21 protein-coding genes and 1 tRNA gene are annotated in these 19,597 nt (G+C 58.7%); 11 read left to right on the top strand and 11 right to left on the bottom strand.

The window, feature by feature from the left end; translation table 11 throughout:
* Window positions 1–207: 207 nt before the first annotated feature.
* Together Q0955_RS15440 and Q0955_RS15435 are read left to right on the top strand one after the other, a co-directional pair.
* Window positions 208–1,209: a sterol desaturase family protein gene (locus Q0955_RS15440; RefSeq protein ID WP_299425769.1), complete on the top strand. Its 1,002-nt coding sequence runs from the start codon at window positions 208–210 to the stop codon at window positions 1,207–1,209.
* A 1-nt stretch (window position 1,210) separates the two neighbouring features.
* Complete coding sequence (locus Q0955_RS15435; RefSeq protein ID WP_299425766.1) at window positions 1,211–2,311, top strand: acyltransferase; 1,101 nt, start codon at window positions 1,211–1,213, stop codon at window positions 2,309–2,311.
* Window positions 2,312–2,316: 5 nt separating this feature from the next.
* On the opposite strand, the gene Q0955_RS15430 is transcribed toward Q0955_RS15435, so the two are convergent.
* Complete coding sequence (locus Q0955_RS15430; protein ID WP_299425763.1) at window positions 2,317–3,048, bottom strand: DUF374 domain-containing protein; 732 nt, start codon at window positions 3,046–3,048, stop codon at window positions 2,317–2,319.
* A 126-nt stretch (window positions 3,049–3,174) separates the two neighbouring features.
* Here Q0955_RS15430 and Q0955_RS15425 point away from each other — a divergent pair.
* Window positions 3,175–3,250 (top strand) — tRNA-Trp (locus Q0955_RS15425).
* Between the two features lie 74 nt (window positions 3,251–3,324).
* Here Q0955_RS15425 and zapE read toward each other — a convergent pair.
* Window positions 3,325–4,389 carry a cell division protein ZapE gene (gene zapE, locus Q0955_RS15420; RefSeq protein WP_299425760.1) on the bottom strand — a complete coding sequence of 355 codons (1,065 nt, stop codon included), beginning with the start codon at window positions 4,387–4,389 and terminating at the stop codon, window positions 3,325–3,327.
* A gap of 146 nt (window positions 4,390–4,535) precedes the next feature.
* Here zapE and Q0955_RS15415 point away from each other — a divergent pair, with 146 nt between their 5' ends.
* Window positions 4,536–5,777, top strand: coding sequence for an MFS transporter (locus Q0955_RS15415; RefSeq protein ID WP_299425757.1), 1,242 nt, complete (start codon window positions 4,536–4,538; stop codon window positions 5,775–5,777).
* A gap of 118 nt (window positions 5,778–5,895) precedes the next feature.
* Here Q0955_RS15415 and Q0955_RS15410 read toward each other — a convergent pair whose 3' ends face one another.
* From Q0955_RS15410 to Q0955_RS15400, 3 genes are all read right to left on the bottom strand, one after another.
* On the bottom strand, window positions 5,896–6,813 hold the full coding sequence (locus tag Q0955_RS15410; RefSeq protein WP_299425754.1) for an ornithine cyclodeaminase: 918 nt from the start codon (window positions 6,811–6,813) through the stop codon (window positions 5,896–5,898).
* On the bottom strand, window positions 6,810–7,433 hold the full coding sequence (locus Q0955_RS15405; RefSeq protein ID WP_299425752.1) for an HAD family phosphatase: 624 nt from the start codon (window positions 7,431–7,433) through the stop codon (window positions 6,810–6,812). The genes Q0955_RS15410 and Q0955_RS15405 overlap by 4 nt, the downstream gene beginning before the upstream one ends.
* 81 nt (window positions 7,434–7,514) lie before the next feature.
* Complete coding sequence (locus Q0955_RS15400) at window positions 7,515–8,477, bottom strand: DMT family transporter (RefSeq protein ID WP_299425749.1); 963 nt, start codon at window positions 8,475–8,477, stop codon at window positions 7,515–7,517.
* Between the two features lie 124 nt (window positions 8,478–8,601).
* Here Q0955_RS15400 and Q0955_RS15395 point away from each other — a divergent pair, with 124 nt between their 5' ends.
* The 5 genes from Q0955_RS15395 to Q0955_RS15375 all read left to right on the top strand — a co-directional run bounded on the left by Q0955_RS15395 (window position 8,602) and on the right by Q0955_RS15375 (window position 12,998).
* A complete protein-coding gene (locus Q0955_RS15395) occupies window positions 8,602–8,967 on the top strand; it encodes a metalloregulator ArsR/SmtB family transcription factor (protein WP_299425746.1) in 366 nt (121 codons plus the stop codon).
* Window positions 8,960–9,439, top strand: a complete 480-nt coding sequence (locus Q0955_RS15390) for an SRPBCC domain-containing protein (RefSeq protein WP_299425743.1) — start codon at window positions 8,960–8,962, stop codon at window positions 9,437–9,439. Before Q0955_RS15395 ends, Q0955_RS15390 begins: the two co-directional genes overlap by 8 nt.
* A 99-nt stretch (window positions 9,440–9,538) precedes the next feature.
* Entirely contained in the window at window positions 9,539–11,281 is a 1,743-nt protein-coding gene (locus tag Q0955_RS15385) for a hypothetical protein (RefSeq protein WP_299425740.1), read from the top strand.
* A 190-nt stretch (window positions 11,282–11,471) separates the two neighbouring features.
* Entirely contained in the window at window positions 11,472–11,753 is a 282-nt protein-coding gene (locus tag Q0955_RS15380; protein ID WP_299425737.1) for a metalloregulator ArsR/SmtB family transcription factor, read from the top strand.
* 66 nt (window positions 11,754–11,819) lie between these two features.
* Complete coding sequence (locus tag Q0955_RS15375) at window positions 11,820–12,998, top strand: serine hydrolase (RefSeq protein WP_299425734.1); 1,179 nt, start codon at window positions 11,820–11,822, stop codon at window positions 12,996–12,998.
* Window positions 12,999–13,019: 21 nt separating this feature from the next.
* Here Q0955_RS15375 and Q0955_RS15370 read toward each other — a convergent pair whose 3' ends face one another.
* The 4 genes from Q0955_RS15370 to mbfA all read right to left on the bottom strand — a co-directional run bounded on the left by Q0955_RS15370 (window position 13,020) and on the right by mbfA (window position 16,385).
* A complete protein-coding gene (locus Q0955_RS15370) occupies window positions 13,020–13,472 on the bottom strand; it encodes a YaiI/YqxD family protein (protein ID WP_299425732.1) in 453 nt (150 codons plus the stop codon).
* 15 nt (window positions 13,473–13,487) lie between these two features.
* Window positions 13,488–14,321, bottom strand: a complete 834-nt coding sequence (gene fghA, locus Q0955_RS15365; RefSeq protein ID WP_299425729.1) for an S-formylglutathione hydrolase — start codon at window positions 14,319–14,321, stop codon at window positions 13,488–13,490.
* 39 nt (window positions 14,322–14,360) lie between these two features.
* A complete protein-coding gene (locus Q0955_RS15360; RefSeq protein WP_299425727.1) occupies window positions 14,361–15,290 on the bottom strand; it encodes an AEC family transporter in 930 nt (309 codons plus the stop codon).
* 120 nt (window positions 15,291–15,410) lie between these two features.
* Entirely contained in the window at window positions 15,411–16,385 is a 975-nt protein-coding gene (gene mbfA, locus Q0955_RS15355) for an iron exporter MbfA (RefSeq protein ID WP_299425724.1), read from the bottom strand.
* Between the two features lie 134 nt (window positions 16,386–16,519).
* Between mbfA and Q0955_RS15350 the strand changes: the two genes are divergently transcribed.
* Complete coding sequence (locus Q0955_RS15350; RefSeq protein ID WP_299425721.1) at window positions 16,520–17,143, top strand: TetR/AcrR family transcriptional regulator; 624 nt, start codon at window positions 16,520–16,522, stop codon at window positions 17,141–17,143.
* A 13-nt stretch (window positions 17,144–17,156) separates the two neighbouring features.
* Here Q0955_RS15350 and Q0955_RS15345 read toward each other — a convergent pair whose 3' ends face one another.
* A complete protein-coding gene (locus Q0955_RS15345) occupies window positions 17,157–17,912 on the bottom strand; it encodes a transglutaminase family protein (RefSeq protein ID WP_299425718.1) in 756 nt (251 codons plus the stop codon).
* Window positions 17,913–17,994: 82 nt separating this feature from the next.
* Here Q0955_RS15345 and Q0955_RS15340 point away from each other — a divergent pair, with 82 nt between their 5' ends.
* Window positions 17,995–18,411 carry a helix-turn-helix domain-containing protein gene (locus Q0955_RS15340; RefSeq protein WP_299425715.1) on the top strand — a complete coding sequence of 139 codons (417 nt, stop codon included), beginning with the start codon at window positions 17,995–17,997 and terminating at the stop codon, window positions 18,409–18,411.
* A gap of 6 nt (window positions 18,412–18,417) precedes the next feature.
* Here Q0955_RS15340 and Q0955_RS15335 read toward each other — a convergent pair whose 3' ends face one another.
* On the bottom strand, window positions 18,418–19,530 hold the full coding sequence (locus Q0955_RS15335) for a hypothetical protein (RefSeq protein ID WP_299425713.1): 1,113 nt from the start codon (window positions 19,528–19,530) through the stop codon (window positions 18,418–18,420).
* Window positions 19,531–19,597: the final 67 nt, after the last annotated feature.

The following is a 19,597-nucleotide window of genomic DNA, read 5'->3' as shown; positions in this document are numbered from 1 at the left end:
ATCGTTGAGTAATTACGCCTAGCGTAATTCAGACGACAGACTACGAAAAGGCCGCCCATTGGGCGGCCTTTTTGCTTTTGGTTTGGAAACGATTGTTCTGAAATCCGCCACATTCCCTTTTTCCGCCATGTTTTCCCCGCATTTGCCCATCAGATTGGCGCCATGCCGGGGGGCAATCATGCGCAGACTGCGAAAGGGAGCATGGAAATGGGTTGGGTTTACGAGGTTTGGGCCGCACTTAAGTATATGTTTTGGGGCTGGGAATCGCGTTTGGCGGTGTTTTATCTCTGCACCACAATTGTGATGGTTTTTGGTATTTGGCTTTATCGTGGACGCCCTACCAGTTTTGCGAAGTTCTTGTTTCCGCGCGAAGTGTACACCCACAAGTCCAACATCATCGACATTCAGATTTTTGCCATCAACCTGCTGCTCGGCGTGGCCGGCATCTTTGGCGCGGTGTTGTTCACCCCCATTGTGGCAAAAGTGATGTTGTCCAACTTCATCGGATGGCAAGGCACGCCGTTCCAGCCATTGGACGTGACCTGGGGCCGCAGCGCGCTGGCGACGTTGATCATGATCCTGGCGATGGATTTCTGTAAATACTGGGCGCATTACATCCACCACGAAAGCAAGATTCTGTGGCCGTTCCACGCGTTGCATCATTCCGCTGAGGTGATGACGCCGCTGACCGCCAACCGTAACCACCCGATTTTCCTGCTCATTCGCAACCTGATCTACAGCGTGGTGCTGGGTACGGTGCAGGCTCTGGTGCTGTTCCTGCTGATTGGCCAGATTGATCTGGTCACCATTGGTGGGGCAAACGCGGGCTACTTCCTCTTCAATCTGCTGGGTGCCAACCTGCGCCACAGCCATGTGTGGCTGAGCTACGGGCCGGTATTGGAGCATATCTTTATCTCCCCGGCACAGCACCATGTGCACCACTCCAGCGCCAAGAAGCATTTCAACAAGAACTACGGCGAAGTGTTTGCGATCTGGGATTGGATGTTTGGCACGCTCTATGTGCCGAAAGGCTACGAAAAACTGCAGTTTGGTGTGGCCGATGGCAAAGGCGAGTTGATTGAACAGCCCCATGCCACTTTGAAAGACGCCCTGATCAAGCCGTTTGTGGAAAGCCTTGAGGAGGCCACCGGCATCGAGATGGTCAAGCGCAAGTCCAAGGATGGCGTTGCACCAGCTGAGGGGCACTAAGATGACAAAAGGCGTCTCCATTTGGTTGGATGTCTTGCGGGTGGTGGCCACGATTGTCGTGGTCCTTTCCCATTTGGCCTACCCTCGGTTCACCGGCACGGACTACGCGTTCCTGCGCGACTGGAACGTGGGCAGCGATGCTGTGATTGTGTTCTTTGTCATGTCCGGCTGTGTGATTGCCTTTGCCGCTGATCGGGATGGCTCTGCCGGGCGGTTTGCCTTTAACCGTGTGACGCGGTTGTTGACCGTGATGGTGCCTGCGCTGGTGCTGACACTGGTGTTTGACGCGCTTGGCACGCGGATTGACGCGAGCGCCTACCCCAACGGATTTTATCAGGCGCTGCCGGTGGGGGAGTTCCTGCTGCGCGGCGTGACATTTACCAATGAATGGGCCGCGTTTGACCGCGTGCGTCTGGGCACCAACGGGCCGCTGTGGTCGCTGAGCTATGAGGCGGCATACTATGCGCTGTTTGGCGTGGCGCTGTTTGCAAAAGGCGCGGCGCGGGTGTTGGGGCTGGTGGCACTGGCGTGGCTGGCAGGGTTAAATGTTCTTCTGTTGATGCCAGCCTGGTTGTTGGGTGTGGCCTTGTGGCAGTGGCTTAAGGCGGAGCGGGCTGGCGGGTATACGCGGGCCATGGGCTCGGCCTTGGCACTTGGCGGGCCAGTGCTCTATCTGGCTGGGCAATTGGCTGGCATGCCGGAGACCTTGGCAGGCCTGACCGCAGCGCAGCTTGGCGTGGCGGATGCGCGGATGGTGCTGGCGTTTTCTGATGAGTTCATCTGGAACTTTGTGATTGGACTTTGCACGGTGATGCATGTGGGCGGGGTGGCGATCCTGAACCCGCAAAAGCTATGGGGTACACGGGCAATCCGTTGGATGGCGGGGGCGACCTTCTCGATCTACGTGACGCATTATCCGGCGCTGCATTTGTTGGATGCGCTGTTGCCGGAGATGTTGGGGCGGGACGCGCTGCTGCTGAGCGGATCGATCGCGGTGGGGCTGCTGTTTGCGCGCTATTTTGAGCGACCAGTGAAGACCTTCCGTGCATGGATATTGCCGGTGATGCAGCGGTTTGACCGCCGTGTCGTGCAGGCGTCGTAAGCCGGTTAGCTCGACAGGTTGGGGTTTTCGCTGGGTTTGCCCAGGGCGGCGTCGGCGGCATCGGTGATTTCGTCGAGCGACCGTTGCAGGCTGAGACGCAGGGCTTCGGTTTCTGCGTCGGTGGGCTTGCGTGGGACCGCGTCGGTCCATTCCTGACAGGTGATGATCCCGCGCGAAAACGGCAGGGGCAGCATTTGCTTGTCCCAGGTCGGCAGCCGCAGCACGCGTTTTTGGGCAAAGGCCAGCGTGAACACACGGGCGCCGGTGGAGCGCGCCCAAATCAGCGGCACGGTGGAGGCCACACGGGCCGGGCCACGGGGGCCGTCTGGCACCACGCCGAGAGAGCAGCCTTCGCGATAACGTTTCAGCACCTCCCGCGAGAGCGTCACGTGGCGCTGGTGGCTCGACATCGGGATGGTCTCCCAGCCTAGACGCACAAGGATTTGGCCGGCGAGCCGTCCAGCGCGGGCGGCGGAGGTCAGGGAGACAACGCGGGTGCCTTTGGGCGCGTTGACCATATAGGGGCCGAGAATCAGCCGTTGGTGCCAGACCGTGGTGATCACGGCCTCACCGCGCGCCAGGCAGGCGTCGAGTTCTTCACAGCCGGTGCGCTCAAATCGAGAGGTTTTAAAGGCGAATCGCACATAGGTGGCAAACATGCCTTCGACAGCGCGGTTCACACGCGGGCTATCGGCGATATTTTTGCGCAAACGGTTGAGCGATTGCTTCAGTGACATGGGGTCAAAACCTCTTGAGTGCGCACCTCTCATACAGGCGCAGTTCAAAGCTGACCAGTCTTGCGATTTTTGCGCGTTTTCCCTCTTGCCACCGGCGCGAGGGTGCCTTACGAAACACCCCACGTTAGGGGTATAGCTCAGTTGGTAGAGCGACGGTCTCCAAAACCGTAGGTCCCGGGTTCGAGCCCTGGTGCCCCTGCCATTTTCCAAAGATTTGGACACGTCTCAAAGCCCCTTCGGGGGCTTTTTGTGTTGCGGGTTGGTTTGACGGAAAGACTAGTCGTCTTGGCCCCAATCGGCGTCCTGCATTTCACGCAGGCGGGAGGCGGTGCGCTCAAACTCAAAGATGCCTTCGCCTTCAAGATAAAGCATTTCCGGCTCGGCGGCGGCGGAGCAGATCAGGCGGACTTTGGCCTCATAAAGCGCGTCGATCAGGGTCACGAAGCGTTTGGCCTCGTTGAAGTTGTTGCGGCTCAGCGTGGGAATGTCTTCGAGGATCAGCACCTTAACCGCGTTGGCGATGGTGAGGTAGTCGCCTGGGCCAAGCATCTTGCCGCAGAGATCAAAGAAGCTCGCCCGGCCAATGCCGTTGCGGTAGGCGGGCAGGGTGACTTCGCGCCCCTTTACGGTGAGCACAAGCGGCTCGGCTGCGCCACCGGTGAGATCATCCCAGATGGCGCGGATTTGGGCGCGGGCTTCGGAGCCTGCTTGCACAAAATAGACCTGATTTCCCGCAAGGCGATTTTGACGGTAGTCGGTTGGGCTGACCAGCTCCCAGCTGCGCATCTTTTCTTTGATTAGGGCGATGAAGGGCAGGAAAAGTTGGCGGTTGAGGCCGTTTTTATAAAGATCATCCGGCACACGGTTGGAGGTGGTGACAATCACCACACCGGCCTCAAACAGCTGTTCAAACAGACGCCCCACAATCATTGCGTCGGTGATGTCGGTGATCTGCATCTCGTCAAAGGCCAGCACACGCACGCTGTCGGCCACAGCCTTGGCGACGGGTTGCACAGTGTCTTCAATGCCGTCAGCACGGGCCTTGTGCATGGCCTCGTGGATTTCCTGCATGAAAGCGTGGAAGTGTACGCGGCGCACGGGCACGGAGAGACTGTCGACAAACAGGTCCATCAACATGGATTTGCCGCGACCAACACCGCCCCAAAGGTAGAGGCCACGCACTGGCTCCGGCGTGGATTTGCGGAACCATTTTTTTGGGACGGGTTTGGACACCTCAGCGCGGATCCGTTCCAATTCCGGCAGCACCGCGACTTGGGCGTCGTCGGCGTGCAGGGTTCCGTCAGCCACGCGGGCGGCGTAAATCTCGGGCAAGCTATCCATACATGTCCCTTAGCCAATTGAAGCGGTGAGGAAAAGGGCCACGCCGGACCCTATGACAGACTGTTATGAGGAGGTGAACAAATGCTGAATTGACCTGAGGTCGTTCATTTGTTCAGTGTTTGCGACGCGCAGACAGGAGAGAGATGATGAGTGTAAAGACCCCGTTGATGACCCCGGTTTTGATGGTGGGCTGTATCATCATCCTTGTGAGCTTTTCCATTCGGGCCAGTTTTGGCGTGTTTCAGATCCCGATTGCGGAAGAGTTTGGCTGGCTGCGCAGTGAGTTTTCGCTGGCGATTGCGATTCAAAACCTAGCCTGGGGCATTGGGCAGCCGATTTTTGGGGCGATTGCCGAGAAGATTGGGGATCGGAAAGCCATCATAATTGGCGCGCTGGTCTATGCGGCGGGGCTGGTTTTGTCGTCCTTTGCTGTCACGCCGGAGGCGCATCAGGTATTTGAAATTCTTGTCGGATTTGGCATTGCAGGCACGGGGTTTGGTGTGATCCTTGCCGTGGTTGGCCGCGCCAGTTCGGATGAGAACCGCAGCATGTCCTTGGCGATTGCCACGGCTGCGGGCTCGGCTGGTCAGGTGTTTGGGGCACCGATGGCGGAGTGGATGCTGTCGTTCATGTCTTGGCAGCAGACTTTTGTGGTGTTTGCGATTGCGATTTTGGCGGTCCTGCTGCTTTTGCCAGCGATGCGGGCGCCGGCGGCGGCGAGCAAAGAAGAGCTGCAGGAGAGCATGGGGGAGATCCTAAAGCGGGCCTTTAAAGACCCGTCTTATACGCTGATCTTTCTGGGTTTCTTCAGCTGTGGTTATCAGTTGGCCTTTGTCACCGCGCATTTTCCTGCGATGATCACTGAGATGTGTGGGCCAATTGCGGCTGGGTCTACTTTAGCAAATATGGGTATCACCTCTACGTCCACACTGGGCGCGGTGGCGATTTCTCTGATTGGTTTGGCCAATATTGGCGGCACCTTGCTGGCCGGTTGGGCGGGCAAGCATTTCCCGAAAAAGTACCTGTTGGCAGGGATTTATACCGGACGCACGCTCGCGGCGGCGATCTTTATTCTGATGCCAATCACCCCGATGAGCGTGGTTGTTTTCTCAATCGTGATGGGCTCGCTGTGGCTGGCAACCGTGCCGCTGACTTCCGGTCTGGTCGCGCATCTGTATGGGCTGCGCTACATGGGCACGCTTTACGGGATTGTGTTCTTTTCCCACCAGCTTGGCAGCTTCCTTGGCGTGTGGCTGGGAGGCCGGATGTATGACCTGTATGGCGACTACACGCTGGTTTGGTGGGTTGGTGTTGGCGTGGGCGCGTTCAGTGCCATTGTGCACCTGCCGATCCGCGAAAACCGGACACCAGAGGCGGTCGCCGCGTAGGGCGTTAACCATCCAAAACCCACGTCGGTATTGCGTCGGTATCGCGACTGTTTTGCGGAGGTGGGGACATTTGGGGGCCGTTGCGGGTTACCGCAGCGGCCTTTGCTTTAAGCAGGGCTTAGGACTGGGCCGCCTGCCACTGATCGAGAATGTAGCGGCTGGTCATCAGGTCGAGATGTGCGCCGCCACCGTTTTTGAACAGGGTGATTTGATCGTCCGAGGTGCGGGTGAACGTGTCGAGGCTGTAGTAGTCCGCCTGCACGTCTTCGCGGGTGATTACACCTTCGGCCAGCGGAATTTTCAACTCGCCAATGTGGTCCAACGTGGTGTCGTAGCTATCGACAAAGAGGCTGGCACGGGTGAGGGCGGTGTTGTCGATCTCGCGCATGTCGGGGCGGTAGGCGCCGATCAGGTCGATGTGCTGGCCCGGTTGCAGCCAATCGCCACGCAGGGTGGGCTCGGTGGACATGGTGGCGGAGGTCACGATGTCAGCCTCTCCCACAGCCTGTTCGAGATTGGTGGCGACTTTCAGGCCGTCAATTTCGGCGGCCATTTTCTCAGCGTTGGCCTGGGTGCGGTTCCAGATGGTGAACTCTGCGTCGGGGAAGACGGCGGAGTAGGCGGCGTGCAGATTGCGGCCCACGGTGCCTGCGCCGACGATCAGGATTTTGGAGCTGTCCGGGCGGGCGAGGCGGCGGGCGGCCAAGAGGCTGTCACCAGCGGTTTTCCATTTGGTGACCAGGTGAAAATCGATCAGCGCGGACAGGATGCCATGCGCGTCGTCAAACAGCGTCACCGCGCCGTGGATCATTGGCACGTCCTGGGATGGGTTGTCTGGGAATACCGTGGCAGACTTTACTGCGATGCCAAGGCCGTTGATCCAGGCCTGACGTTGCAGCAGCGTGTCTTTGCCACGGTAGAGGAAGCTGTCGGAGATTTCTGCCTTGGGCAGGCTGTGGCCCGCGGCGAGCGCGTCCGTCAGCCCAAGCCAGTTGATGTTCTTCTCGCCTTCTTCAAAGGAGATGATGGTGGTCATTTGGCTTCCTCCGTGGTGAGCAGGCCTTCGGATACCAGACGGTCGGCCCAGCCTTGTGGGTGTTCAAACAGATGGGTTTGCCAGCCGCGCGCCGCAGCAGAGGCGATGTTGTCGGCGCGGTCGTCGGTGAACAGCAGGCGGTCCGGCGCGATGCCGCAGTCGGCCTCGACATGGGCGTAGATCGCCGGATCCGGTTTGATCAGTTTCAGGCGGCCCGACACGTATTCGCGGTGAAAGCGATTGAGAAACGGGTAGACCGCTTGCGACAGCGGGAAGTTGTCGTGGCCAAAGTTGGTCAGGGTGAAGACGGTCACGCCTTTGTCGACCAGCGCATCGAGCAGGCGCACGGAGTGGGGAATGGCCGGGGCCGCGAGGTCGTTCCAGTTGTCGTTCCACATGCGCAGCTCGGCCTCGTATTCGGGATACTGTGGCACGAGGCTTTCGATCATGCCGGGCAGGGAGGCGCCAGCGTCGATCTGTTCATGGTGGTGATGGATGTTGGTGTCGGCAAAGAAGGCTTTGCGGCGGGCTTCGCCGACGGTGCGGTCATAGAAGTTTTCCGGCTGCCACTGGATCAGTACATTGCCAATGTCAAAAATCACGGCGTCAATTTGCGACATAATTTGCCCCTGAAAGAATGGTTTGCGCCGACCTTAGTGGGCGCAGTGTGGGGTGCAAGTGGGGAATGCGTTGGGGCGGGATTAGCGGCGCACGCGAGGGCGGTCTGGCACTGGCGCGTCCCCCACTTTGGTTTCACGCCAGAACACAAACAGGCCGGCGCCGATGATCAGCGTCATGCCGATCCAGGTGGTGGGCGCGGGCCATTCACCAAAAATCACGATGCCAAACAGCACGCCCATGGGCATGGCGGCGTATTCCAAAGGCGCGATCAGGCTGGCCTCGGACACGCGGTAGGCTTGGGAGATGAAGAAGCCGCCAAAGGCGATGGAGCAGCCGAGTAGAAACAGGATGGGCCAATCGGCAGTGGCGGGCCAGTGCCAGGCGCGCAATAGGAAGCTGATCATCTCGCCGCCCGCGTTTTCATAGGCCCCATGGCCGAGCAGCAGGCCGACACAAGCGGAAACCACAATGAAGACGATCTGGATGAATACGGCCATGGTGGCAGCGCTGTCGGTGGTGCCGATCTTGCGTGTCAGCACGTGCAGAAGCGCATAGGCGACGGCGGAGACCAAGGGCAATAGAAGCGCGAGGTTGAAGTCTGAGGCGCCGGGGCGGATCATGATCAGCACACCAATCATGCCAGCGGCGACGGCTGCTTTGCGGCGTGGGCCGATGACCTCTCCTAACAAGACGGCGCCAAAGAGGGTGATCAGCAGGGGCGAGATGAAGAACACAGCCATGGCGTCGGCCAGAGGCAGCACGGCGAGCCCAAGGAAGAAGGTGGTGTTGGCGAAGACCACACAGAGGCCGCGCAATCCGTGCATGCCAAGGCGTTTGGTGCGCAGGGCCGAGACCCCGCCTTGGAACGGCACAATCACAATCAGCAGAATGGCCAACCCAATCAGCGAGCGGGTCAGCACAATCTGGTGCAGCGCGTAGTCGCCGGAGAGGAATTTGATTGCCGCGTCATTGATCGAGAAAAAGAAGGTCGCGATCAGGGCAGAGAGCGGGCCGAGTGGCAGGGACGTGCGGGGCTGAGACATGGGCGCAGAAGGGCGGGATTCGCCGGCAAGGTCTAGGTCAAAAACGACCCTCGCGGGAAAAGCCGTTGAATTAATTGCGTTTAAAGATGTTGACGGAAAAGGTGCAATGAATAACCATTGAGTTATGAAACGAAATGGTTATGAAAATCCTGAGTTGAACGCGGTCTTCGCCGCTTTGGCTGACCCGACCCGCCGCGCGATTTTGGCGCGGCTGTGTGAAGGCGAGGCCAATGTGCGTGATTTGGCAGAGCCGTTTGAGATGAGCCAACCAGCGGTGTCCAAACATCTGAAAGTGTTGGAGGCCTCGGGGCTGATCGAACGCGGGCAGGTGGGGCAAAGTCGACCGGCCTATTTGAAGGCCGCGCCGATGAAAGAGGCGGTGGACTGGATGGAGCAATTCAGCCGCTTCTGGTCTGGCAGTTTTGATCAGTTGGACGCGCTTCTTGAGACAATGAAATCTAATGAAAAGGACAATTTGAAAGATGAGTGATTTGCCAACCTATATGTATAAGCGCACGTTTGAAGGCACTTTGGGCCAGATCTGGCAGGCGTTTAGCGACCCGAAGCTGCTGTCGGTCTGGTACGGACCGGGGGTGGAGACGGTGATCCACGAGTTTGATCTGCGTCCCGGTGGGCGGTGGCTTAACGAGATGAAATGGGGCGAGAAGTCGGACTACAGCCGCATGGAGTTTCAGGAGGTGTCTGAGGGCGACAAGATCGTCTGGCTACATCACAGCACCGATGAGAACTGGCAGCAGGCGCCCAATCCGATGATGCCAAACTGGCCGCAGAAGCTTTTGACCACGGTGACGTTTAGCGAGCAGAACGGGCGTGGTCAGGTGAAGCTGGAGCAGGTGCCGGTGGATGCGACGGAAGACGAGATCGCCTGTTTTGCGCAGATGATGGGCAATATGGACAGCGGCTGGGGCAAGGGCTTCGATTTGCTGCAAACCCTTCTGTAACGCGCCAAAACACTATTTTCTTTGCCAAAAACGCCTGCCTCGGCTTACGCTGGGACAGGCGTTGCGGTGTTTTGGACTGTTTTGCGCAAAGGGGATGACATGAAATATGCGGTAGTGGCGGCTTGTGTTGCGAGTTGTGTGAGCGGCGCTGGGATGGCGTTTGCGGAGGATGCGGGGGCGTTCTGGCAGCCGATGCGGGAGAAATATAACGTGATGTCCGATCAGGCCTGTGAAGGTGACGGCAGCGCGTTTCGCGAGCTGATGGTGGGCGCGATTGAGGCGGACAACCCAGTGGCGCAGAACGATCTGGCCTGGGTGTTTGCCACCGAGCGCTGCGTTTTTCACACGGATGACATGGAGGCCATTGTGGAATTACAGCGCGATGCTGCGGATGCGGGCTATCCGGTGGCGCAGAGCAATATCGGCGTCAAGTACATGAAAGGCATTGGTGTTGAGCAAAACGCCGATCTGGCCATCGCCTATTTTGAAGCGGCGATGCGTTCGGGGTATGGCGAAGCAGCGGCGGAGCTGGGCACGTATTTTGCCGACGGCATTCGTGTGGAGCGCGATATCGCGCGGGCGAATTCACTTTTGGAAGAGGCCTATAGCCTCGGCGCTGATGACGACATGATCGCAACGCTTATAAAGGCGTTGGAAAAGGCGGCGCCGACGCCGCAATACACCTCGTCTGACCGGTGGGAATACTATGACGGCGAGGCGGGCTATGATCTGATGCAGAGCGGCGCATTGCTGGCGCGAGTGTTTTTAGGACGGGATCAGGAAACCGGCGGCTACTATTATGGCATGTACCGTGTGTCTGATGACCCGATGATCCACTTCATGGGGGTCTCGGTGAAACATGCCAACGGACAGGACACCGAGCTGGATATGAATGGCTGCGGCGGTCAAAACTGTTTGATTGATTATGGTGACAGTGCGCAGGTTCGGATTCCAATTTCGGGCCGCAATCAGGCGGCGATGCTAGAGGCGTTTAAGTCTGGTGACACGGTGAAGTTTCGTTATCAAACCGAAGCCAGTTACGCAGAAAACGAGTTCAAGACAATGACGTTGGGCCTCAAAGGGTCTCGCAAGGCGATTGAGGCGGTGCAGAGGTATGCGCCTGCGCCGGCTGTGACCACCAACACTACTCGGACAACACAGCCCGTGTCCCCACCAAGTTCAAACGTCAGCGACAATGGCGCTCAGCCGGAACCGAACTACACCGGCGGGCCGTCGTATTATCAGGAGAACACCAAAGATGGGGACCAGTTTTGCCAAGCGGTGGAAACGGCAGAGTACCCTCAGCATTTTTACAGCGAGATTGCACCTAGGTCTCAACAGTCGTGGCTTGAGAGCCCGAATGGCACTCTCAAACCTGCGGACTTGGACTATCTCGGCAGTGCCACCACGGTATGGAAGTGGGGCGCGCCGGTGCGGCGTTCAGGGAAGCCTTGGGTGCTGTATAAAAACGGCGCGGCTAAGCGGCTGAATTACACGGCCCGTGATGGTGTATTTGATGTGTATGAGGATTTCTCCGGCAGTTGGCAGCGTGATGGCGGGCGCGGCGTGGTGTTGCGAATGAAGTCAAAATGGAAACATAGCACAAGCGGCTATGATTATATTGAATGCACCGGGGGAACCTTGACGACACGCAAAGACTCTGGCTGGCGCGATGGTGCAAACGCTACTTGGCAGACCTGCGGTATGATGTGGGCGTGCTCGGAGTGGAGCGATAAATATCCGGAGAAACGGACAACAACCGAGCTGCATGGGCTGGTCGAATGGGCGCCGGGAGATATTGCAAGCAAAGAGCTGGAGTGGAGCCAGCCGCGGCAGGATTAACTTGTGTGAGGCAATATGGGTACGGCCGGGGGCGGCCTTTCAGCTTCTGCTTGGTTCGATCCAACAGGACCTAGTGGTTTGGGTGTCCCTCGGTCTGAAACCAGTTGTCCGGCTTGAGTGTGGCTCCAGTTGACATAGGGCTGGGTTAGAAGTATCGATATATCGGGAATGTACGAAATTTGGGAACCTGATGCAGCAAGTCGATCTCTTAGACGTCTTTCGGGCGCTGGCCAATGAAAACCGGCAGGAGATCTTGTTCCGGGTGTTCAGTGATAAAGAAGCGCACAGCGTGGGTGAAATTGCTGAACGCATGGGGATCGCGCAGTCAACGGCCTCTGAGCATCTGACCATCCTGCGCAAAGCGGGCATTCTTCAATCGGAAAAAGTGGACCGGCAGGTGCGCTACACGGTCAACAAAAAGGCAGTGAATGAGGTTCTGGGCATGTTGCAGCATTGGCTGACATGTTGCTGAGCTGAGCGATTGTCATTTTTTTTGGCCTAACACATCGTAATATCGCGAAATGACAATGGAAAAGCTATGACACACCCTCTCTCCCTCACACTTGTGGCGGCGCTACTTGCCGCTGCTGGGTATTTTGCGTTTGATTACGCTTGGCCCAAAATGACGCTGTTTGATCCGGACCATCGTGTGGTGCGTTTCAGAAACTTGTCAGATGCATTTCCGACAGCGCCAATTGCACGCGCTTCAAATCCCGCCGCCTATGATGTCGCGATCACCCCCATTGCCGAGACATATGTTTTTGAGGGTAAAGCGCGCAATCTGTCAGAGTTTTTGGCGCGCAGTCAGACCACTGCGTTTCTTGTGGTGCACAATGGTGACCTTGTGCATGAGGCCTATTTTCAGGGCAATTCGGAGAGCGATCTGGTGACGTCGTTCTCGGTGGCAAAGTCGTTTGTAAGCACGTTGGTTGGCATCGCGGTCGCTGACGGGCTGATTGACGATGTTCAGGATCCGATCACCAAATATGTGCCTGCGCTTGCCGAGTCCGGTTTTGATGGCGTGGCCATTTTTGACATTTTGACCATGTCCTCGGGCATCGCCTTTTCCGAGGTGTATGACGACAAAAGCACGGATGCTTTTACGATCTATGACAAGATGTTTTTGAAATTCCGTTCGGTGGAGCGAGTTATGGGCGACTACGGGTCGCTTGGTGCGGCCGGCCAGGAGTTTCAGTACGCCAGCTTGAACACGCAGGCGCTTGGGCAGCTGATCAAAGCGGTCACAGGCATGTCGGTTGCCAGCTATATGCAGCAAAAACTGTGGCAGCCGTTGGGGGCGGAGGCTGATGCCAGTTGGTCGACAGATGTGTATGGCAATGTGCTGTCATTCTGGGGATTGAACGCGACGGCGCGGGATTTTGCGCGCCTGGGAGTCCTGTTTGCGCAAGGCGGGCAGTATCAGGGGCAGCAAGTTGTGCCTGCGGATTGGGTGTCTGAGGCAACAACTGCCAGCGTGCTGCGATTGGCGCGAGGGAACGTAGACACGCATTGGGGCTATGGCTACCAGTGGTGGCTGCCGGATGGTGGTCAGGAAGATTTTTCGGCGATTGGTATTTGGGGGCAGTTTATCTACGTCAGCCCAAACACGGACACGGTGATCGTTAAAATGTCGGCAGATCCCGACTTTAAATCTCACGAAGTTGAGGCCATGGCCGCGTTTCGCGCCATTGCAGACGGGATGACCAAACGTCCCTAGGTGCAGTGCTTCGGGCCGCGGTCAGTCCCGTGCTGCGGCCCGCAGTTCCCGTTCGAGCGCTTCCAGAAACCGCGAGCGGTCAGCTTTGGTGAAGCCTTTGCCGCCGCCTTGGCGGAACGGGTCAGCGGCGCGCAAATCCGCCATGAGGTCACGGGTGGCCAGCACGTTACCGATGTTGGCCGCCGTGAGGGCCTCGCCGTTGTGTTTTAGTACGCGCGCGCCGCTTTCCACACATTTGGCTGCCAGAGGGATGTCGCCGGTGATGACCACGTCGCCTGCAGTCGCACGGTCGGCGATCCACATGTCGGCCACATCGGGGCCTTCGGGCACAATCACGTTTTCCACCAGCGGGTTTTGCGACGGGCGCAAGCCGCCGTTGGAGACGACGTAGATTTTCACTTTGTGGCGGGTGCCAACGCGCTCGACTTCGGCTTTCACTGGGCAGGCGTCGGCATCCACGTAGATGGCAGTCATAGGTAGAGGTCTTTCTTAGTCTGCATAGAGCGCTTCGGCGTGGAAGGCGATGTGCTCTTCCATGAAGGTGGAGACAAAGAAATAGCTGTGGTCGTAGCCTTTTTGCAGGCGCAGAGTGGCTTCTTGGCGGCGGGCATTGGCGGCTTCGGCCAGCGCTTCGGGGCGCAGCAGGTCGATGAACTGGTCACTGGTACCGGTGTCAACCAGCACAGGGCCGTCAAAGCCGTTTGCTTTCATCAAGAGCGTGGCGTCATGGGCGGCCCAGGCGGCTTCGTCGTTGCCGAGATAAGCGCTGAGCTGTTTGCGGCCCCAGTCGGACGCGGTTGGGTTGGCGATGGGCGCAAAGGCCGACACGGAGCGGAAGCGGCCGGGCAGGGACATGGCCATGGTCAGCGCACCGTGGCCGCCCATGGAATGGCCCATGATGGATTGGCGCGACAGATCGAGCGGGAACTTCTCTTGTAGTAAGGAGGGCAGGTCTTCGGTGATGTAGTCCCACATGTTGTAATGTGGGGTCCACGGCGTTTGGGTGGCATTCACATAAAAGCCCGCGCCTTTGCCGAGGTCATACGACGGGTCGTCCGCGACGGAGTCTCCGCGGGGCGAGGTGTCCGGGAAGACCAGCGCGACGCCTTGTTCGGCGGCCCATTGCTGCGCACCGGCCTTGGTCATGGCGTTTTCATGGGTGCAGGTCAGGCCGGAGAGATACCAGATCACTGGCACGGGGCCCATTTGGGCTTCTTCGGGCAGGAACAGGCCAAAGGTCATCTCACAGCGGGTGCTGTGGGAATTGTGACTGTACACGCCTTGGGTGCCGCCAAAGGCGCGATTTTCTGAGATGATTTCCATGGGGTTGGCCTCCTGCCAAAAGGGTCACGGACCACGATGTCAGAGTTGGGAGACCCATGCAATCACAACGCTGACGGTGGCGATGGAGATCACGGTAGAGAAGAGGATTGCCGCCGATGCGCGGTGTGGCGCTACGCCGTAGTGTTGCGCCAGCATGTAGACGTTTCCGGCCACGGGGAGTGCGGCAGCGGCGATCACAACGGAGGCGGAATAGGTGTCGATGGGCAGCAGCCACAACACGGCGATGGCAACACACAGCGGGTGCAGGATCAGCTTGGCAAAGGTGAGCCAGAGCGCCACCTCAACCCGTTCAGCGGATTTGCCTGCCAGTGAGGCGCCGATGGCAAACAGCGCGCCGGGGGTGGCTGCGCCGCCCAGGATGGCGAGGAATTCGTTCAGCGGGTCCGGGATCGGGATCTCTAGGGCGGACCAGACAAAGCCAAGCGAGATGGCGACAATCATCGGGTTGCGCAGCAGGCCAAGGGTCACGGTTTTGAGCACGCCGATATGCATGCGGCCGTCGCGGCTGCCGGTGATCAGGATCACAATCAGGCTGGAGAAGACAATCAGGTCCACCGCCAGCACCATCATCACCGGGCCAATCGCCTCCGACCCCATCAAGAGTGTCAGCATCGGCACGCCGAGGAAGCCGACGTTGCCAATGGTGGCGCATTGCGCCTCAACCGCGGCGGTGGCGATGTCCTGTTTGCGCAGCATGGCCACAAGCGTGGCGAGGCCGTAAACGGCGAGACAGCCCATGAGGTAGCCGCCAATGAGGCGCCAGTTGAGCACTTCGGCAAGGCTGAGATTGGCGGAAAACCGGAAAAGCATTGCCGAAAGGGCAAAGTAGAAGACAAACTTGGTGAGATAGGCTGTGGCTTCCGCAGAAAAGAAGCGGGTGCGCCCGGCCCAGTAGCCCAGGCCGATGATCGCAAAAAACGGCAGTGTTTTCAGAAAGATTGCCAACATGCGCCAGCCTTAGCAGGTTTGGGCATGTTGGCAAATGGCGGAGAGGGGCGCTGCCCCTGACATGCGCAGGCGCATGTCTCCCCGGGATATTTTAGGTCAAATGAAGCGCTGTTGAGAGGGTTAGCCGCCGCCAATCAGAGCGCCTGCGGCAAAGACCAAAGCGCCGCCAAGCACAACCTGGAACGTGGCGCGGCCAAAGGGGGTTTTCATAAAGCGGTTCTGAATCCACACGATGGCCCAAAGTTCGATGAACACCACGATGAAAGCGATGATGGTGGCGGTCCAGAAATCGGTGATCAGATAGGGCAGCGCGTGGCCCAAGCCGCCCAAAGTTGTCATGATGCCGGAGGCAAAGCCGCGTTTGACCGGGGAGCCACGTCCGGAGAGTTCTCCGTCGTCACTGGCGGCCTCGGTAAAGCCCATGGAGATGCCCGCGCCGACAGAGGCGGCAAGGCCCACGAGGAATGTGGTGTACGTGTCTTGCGTGGCAAAGGCGGTGGCAAAGATTGGCGCGAGGGTGGAGACTGATCCGTCCATCAGCCCCGCAAGGCCGGGTTGCACCCATGTCAGTAGGAACTGACGGTTGGCTTTGTCGTTTTCTTCATCGCGTGCGGCGGCGTCGAGGTGCTTTTCCGCCATCTCAACTGCGGTGTTTTGGTGGCCCGCTTCGGCAGCGGCCAGATCGCCCAGCAGCTTGCGGGTGTCCGCGTGGCTGACCTGTTTCATGGCATTGAGGTAGAAGTGTTCCGCGTCTTGCTCCATGCCAGCGGCCTGGGCACGGATGGCTTCCAGCGACAGGTTGGCTGTCAGCCACAGAGGGGCGCGGCTGTGAAATCCGGCGACATGTTCGCGGCGGATCAAGGGAATGGTGTCACCAAAGCGGGCGCGATGTTGATCAATCAGGGACTGCCGGTGGCTGTCTTCCTCTGCGGCCATATCCTCAAACACGGCGGCGGAGGCCGGGTAATCGGTGCGCAGGTGTTGGGCAAAGCTGCGGTAGATGCGGGCGTCGTCTTCTTCCGAGGCAATGGCCAGCGCGAGGATTTCCTGTTCGCTGAGATCTCTGAGGCGTTTGCGGGACGGCAGAAAGCGCATAATCAACTCCAGTTTAGAATAATTCTAAATTTGCATACCCTTTTGTGAGGTGCAAGCGCTTGCCGCAATGGAATGGGGCGGTGTATTGTACCCATCACACTCCCCGGGAGGCCGGAACAGCCTATGAGAGATTTATGACCGACACTGTGGCCATCCTGAAAAAGGGGCGCAAGTTTGCACAGGTGGTGGACAGCGCGCGGGCGTTGTTCATGTCGCACGGCTTTGAAAGCGTGAGCATGGATGTGATTGCGCAGAAGGCCGGCGTTTCCAAGGCGACGCTGTACAATTACTTCCCGGACAAGCGGATGCTGTTTGCCGAAGTGGCAAGGCGGGAATGTACGCTGCAAGCTGAGAGTTTGGAAGCATCGGTGGATTTAGAGCGCCCTGTGCCGGAGGTCTTGGGCATCGTCGGGCGGGGGTTGATGGATATCATCCTGTCGGAATTTGGGCGCAATATGTTTCGCGTCTGTGTGTCTGAAGGCGATCGGTTCCCTGATATCGGACGGCAGTTTTATGAGACCGGGCCGGGAATCCTGAAGACCCGGTTGATTGAGTTTTTTGTCATGGCTGAGGAGCGTGGCGAGCTGGAGGTGGATGATTTTGCCCTGGCGGCGGATCAATTTGCCGAGCTGTGCAAGGCGGGGCTGTTTTTGCGGCAAGTGACCGGGGTACAGACCAAGTTTTCTCAACACGAGATCGATTATGTGATTGATGGCGCTGTGGAGACGTTTATGGCGCGCTACGGCGCGCGCCAATAAGGGGCCTAAGGTGTCATCCGGCAAAGTCCGGTTTCAGAATGTCCTGACCTCCGGGGATCGATGGCACGACGCCTTGGCGCAGGTTTTGCACCCGTCGGTTCATCCAGTGCCGGATAAAGCTGCGGTAGAGCAGTCCGCGTAGACCATTCAGGTCTTGTTGGTGGGCGGCGTAGAAGGCATCCGGGCTGGCAAAGACTCCGAAGTCGTTATTGATGCCGGTTTTCTGGATGTAGGTGTCTGTTTCCTGCCATTCCACATCCGGGGCTTGCAGGCAGTCGGTGCCAGCGCCGTAGGCGCAGAGAGAACTGCGGCCCGGGAAGGCGGCTTGCAGGGCGGCGAGCACCTGTTGATCCAGAATGAAACCTTCGAGGTTGAGCCATTGGCCGTCAAATTGCACCTCGACCCAGCTGTGCAGGATGTTTTGTGGCGCCATCCAATATACGGCTTCTGGCACCACGCCGCGTTGCAGGCTTTTGTCGATGGTGAAGCCGTGCAGGCGGCAGGGCACATCCAGCGCACGTAGCAGCGCCATCAGCAGGGTCGCTTTGGTGTTGCACTGGCCATAGCCGTCTTGCAGCACGGCGGAGGCGGGCAGCGTGTCGCGGGTGTTGTAGCCAAATTTGATCTCATTGCGCACAAAATCATAAGCCGCGCCGATGCGCTCGCTCGGCGGCAGGTCACGCCAGTTGCGTGCCCGTATCAAAGTCTGAATGGCCGGGGTGTTGAAGTCCAGCATTGGGGTCGGTTGCAGGTCATCAGAGTGGAACATGTCGAATCGCTTTCGTTCGGGTCCCACTCGATATACGACCTCTAGTGACTAGAGGTTCAAGGGGGTTTAGGGGGGTTTAGGGATGTTTTCCATTGGCCAGCTGTCGACACGGACGGGCGTGAAAGTGCCGACCATTCGTTACTACGAAGAGATTGGCCTGTTGCCCGCGCCGGAGCGTACCGGCGGGAACCAGCGGCGCTATGGGGTGGAAGGTCTGCAGCGATTGGGATTTGTCAAACATGCCCGCGATCTTGGGTTTTCGATAGAGGCCATTACCAAGTTACTGGAATTGCAGGACCATCCGGATTGCACTTGTGCGGAGGCGGGAGACCTGGCGCAGGCGCAGTTGCTGGCGGTGCAAAGCAAAATTGCACGCCTGAACCGGTTGCAGGCGGAGCTACAGCGCTTGGTCGCTGGCTGTCATGGCGATGGCACGACCGGGGAATGTTATGTGATGGCCTCGCTGGCGGATCACGATCTGTGCCTGGATGAGCATTAAGGCGGATTATTCGCCCCGCAGGGCCTGCGCCAAGTCGGCGTTTTCCAGCACGTAGTTGCCAAAACTTGGCCGCCAAACAAGGCCGCGGTCGCGCAGAACGTCCAGTGCCTTTTGCACGCCGCCCTTGGAGTAGGCTTTCCGGTCCGGACCGGCGAGGGCCTGGCGGGTGGCGTCGGTGTAGGGGGAGAACTGGATGCCTTCGGTGGCCATTTTGCGCAAAAGCGCCTGCTGCAGCTTGGTGAGCGTGCTGATTTCGGCCAGCAGGGCTTCGCGCATCTGGTGCTTCTTGCGCAACGCGATGATGCGCAATGCTTCGTCGCCAGCGGTGGGTTCCAGGATCAGATCGCGCAGGCAATCGGTGAGGATTTCCGGGCGGCGGCCGAGGTCGTCAAACACCGCGTCGACGGTGGCGGCGGTGAGTTGGGCATCCGGCGCGAGGCGGGTGTTGATGCGGTGGGTCAGGGCGGTGCTGTAGCTGCTGCCCAATGTGGGGAAGTCACGCACGCGGGCACCAAAGAACGGGGCTTGTTGGTCGTGGATGAGTGCGGCGAGCTTGTCACGGTGGGAACCTGTCATCACCAGATAGAGCCGGTTGGCCAGGCCGGATTGGTTCACTGCGTCGCGGGCGGCTTTGAGGGCAAACATGGCGTTTTTGCCCGCCTCGGTGGCGAGGCTTTGCTGGGCTTCGTCGATGATCAGCACCACGTCTTTTTGGGTGGCCTCACACAGCAGCAGGAGCGCGTCGGGGATGGTGCCTTGCCATTGACCTGCCGATTTCAGGTTCACGCTAAAGCCCAGCGCGCCGACGGATGTAAACGGCACGTTGCGGTGCAGCTTGGCGATCAGGCTGTCGTTGTCTTTGAGCGCAGTGGCCAGGCAGGCGGTGATCAACTTGGCCGGATCCGAGCTGCGGTCGGCCCAGAGGTCCACATAAAGCACGCATTTGCCTTGCTGTTCCAGAAGCGGGGCGAGGTCGCGGCGCAGGAAAGTGCTTTTGCCCGTGCGACGCGGGGCGGCAAGGAACAGCCCAGCGCTTTCGCCCACCAAGGGATCGGGGTTCAGCAGGCTGGCGACTTGTTCTGCCTCAAAGGGGCGCGGGATGTGGTGATCAGTGGACATGGGTATCCTGCGGTAATTGGCGTGGCGGTAGGGTAATCTAATGTGGAGTACTTTGGAATACCCTTTG

Origin of the sequence: uncultured Shimia sp., from assembly GCF_947493595.1 — a bacterium.
Lineage (GTDB): Bacteria > Pseudomonadota > Alphaproteobacteria > Rhodobacterales > Rhodobacteraceae > Shimia.
Note: the sequence above shows the minus strand (reverse complement) of the source record. Positions and strands in the feature narration are given on the sequence as shown.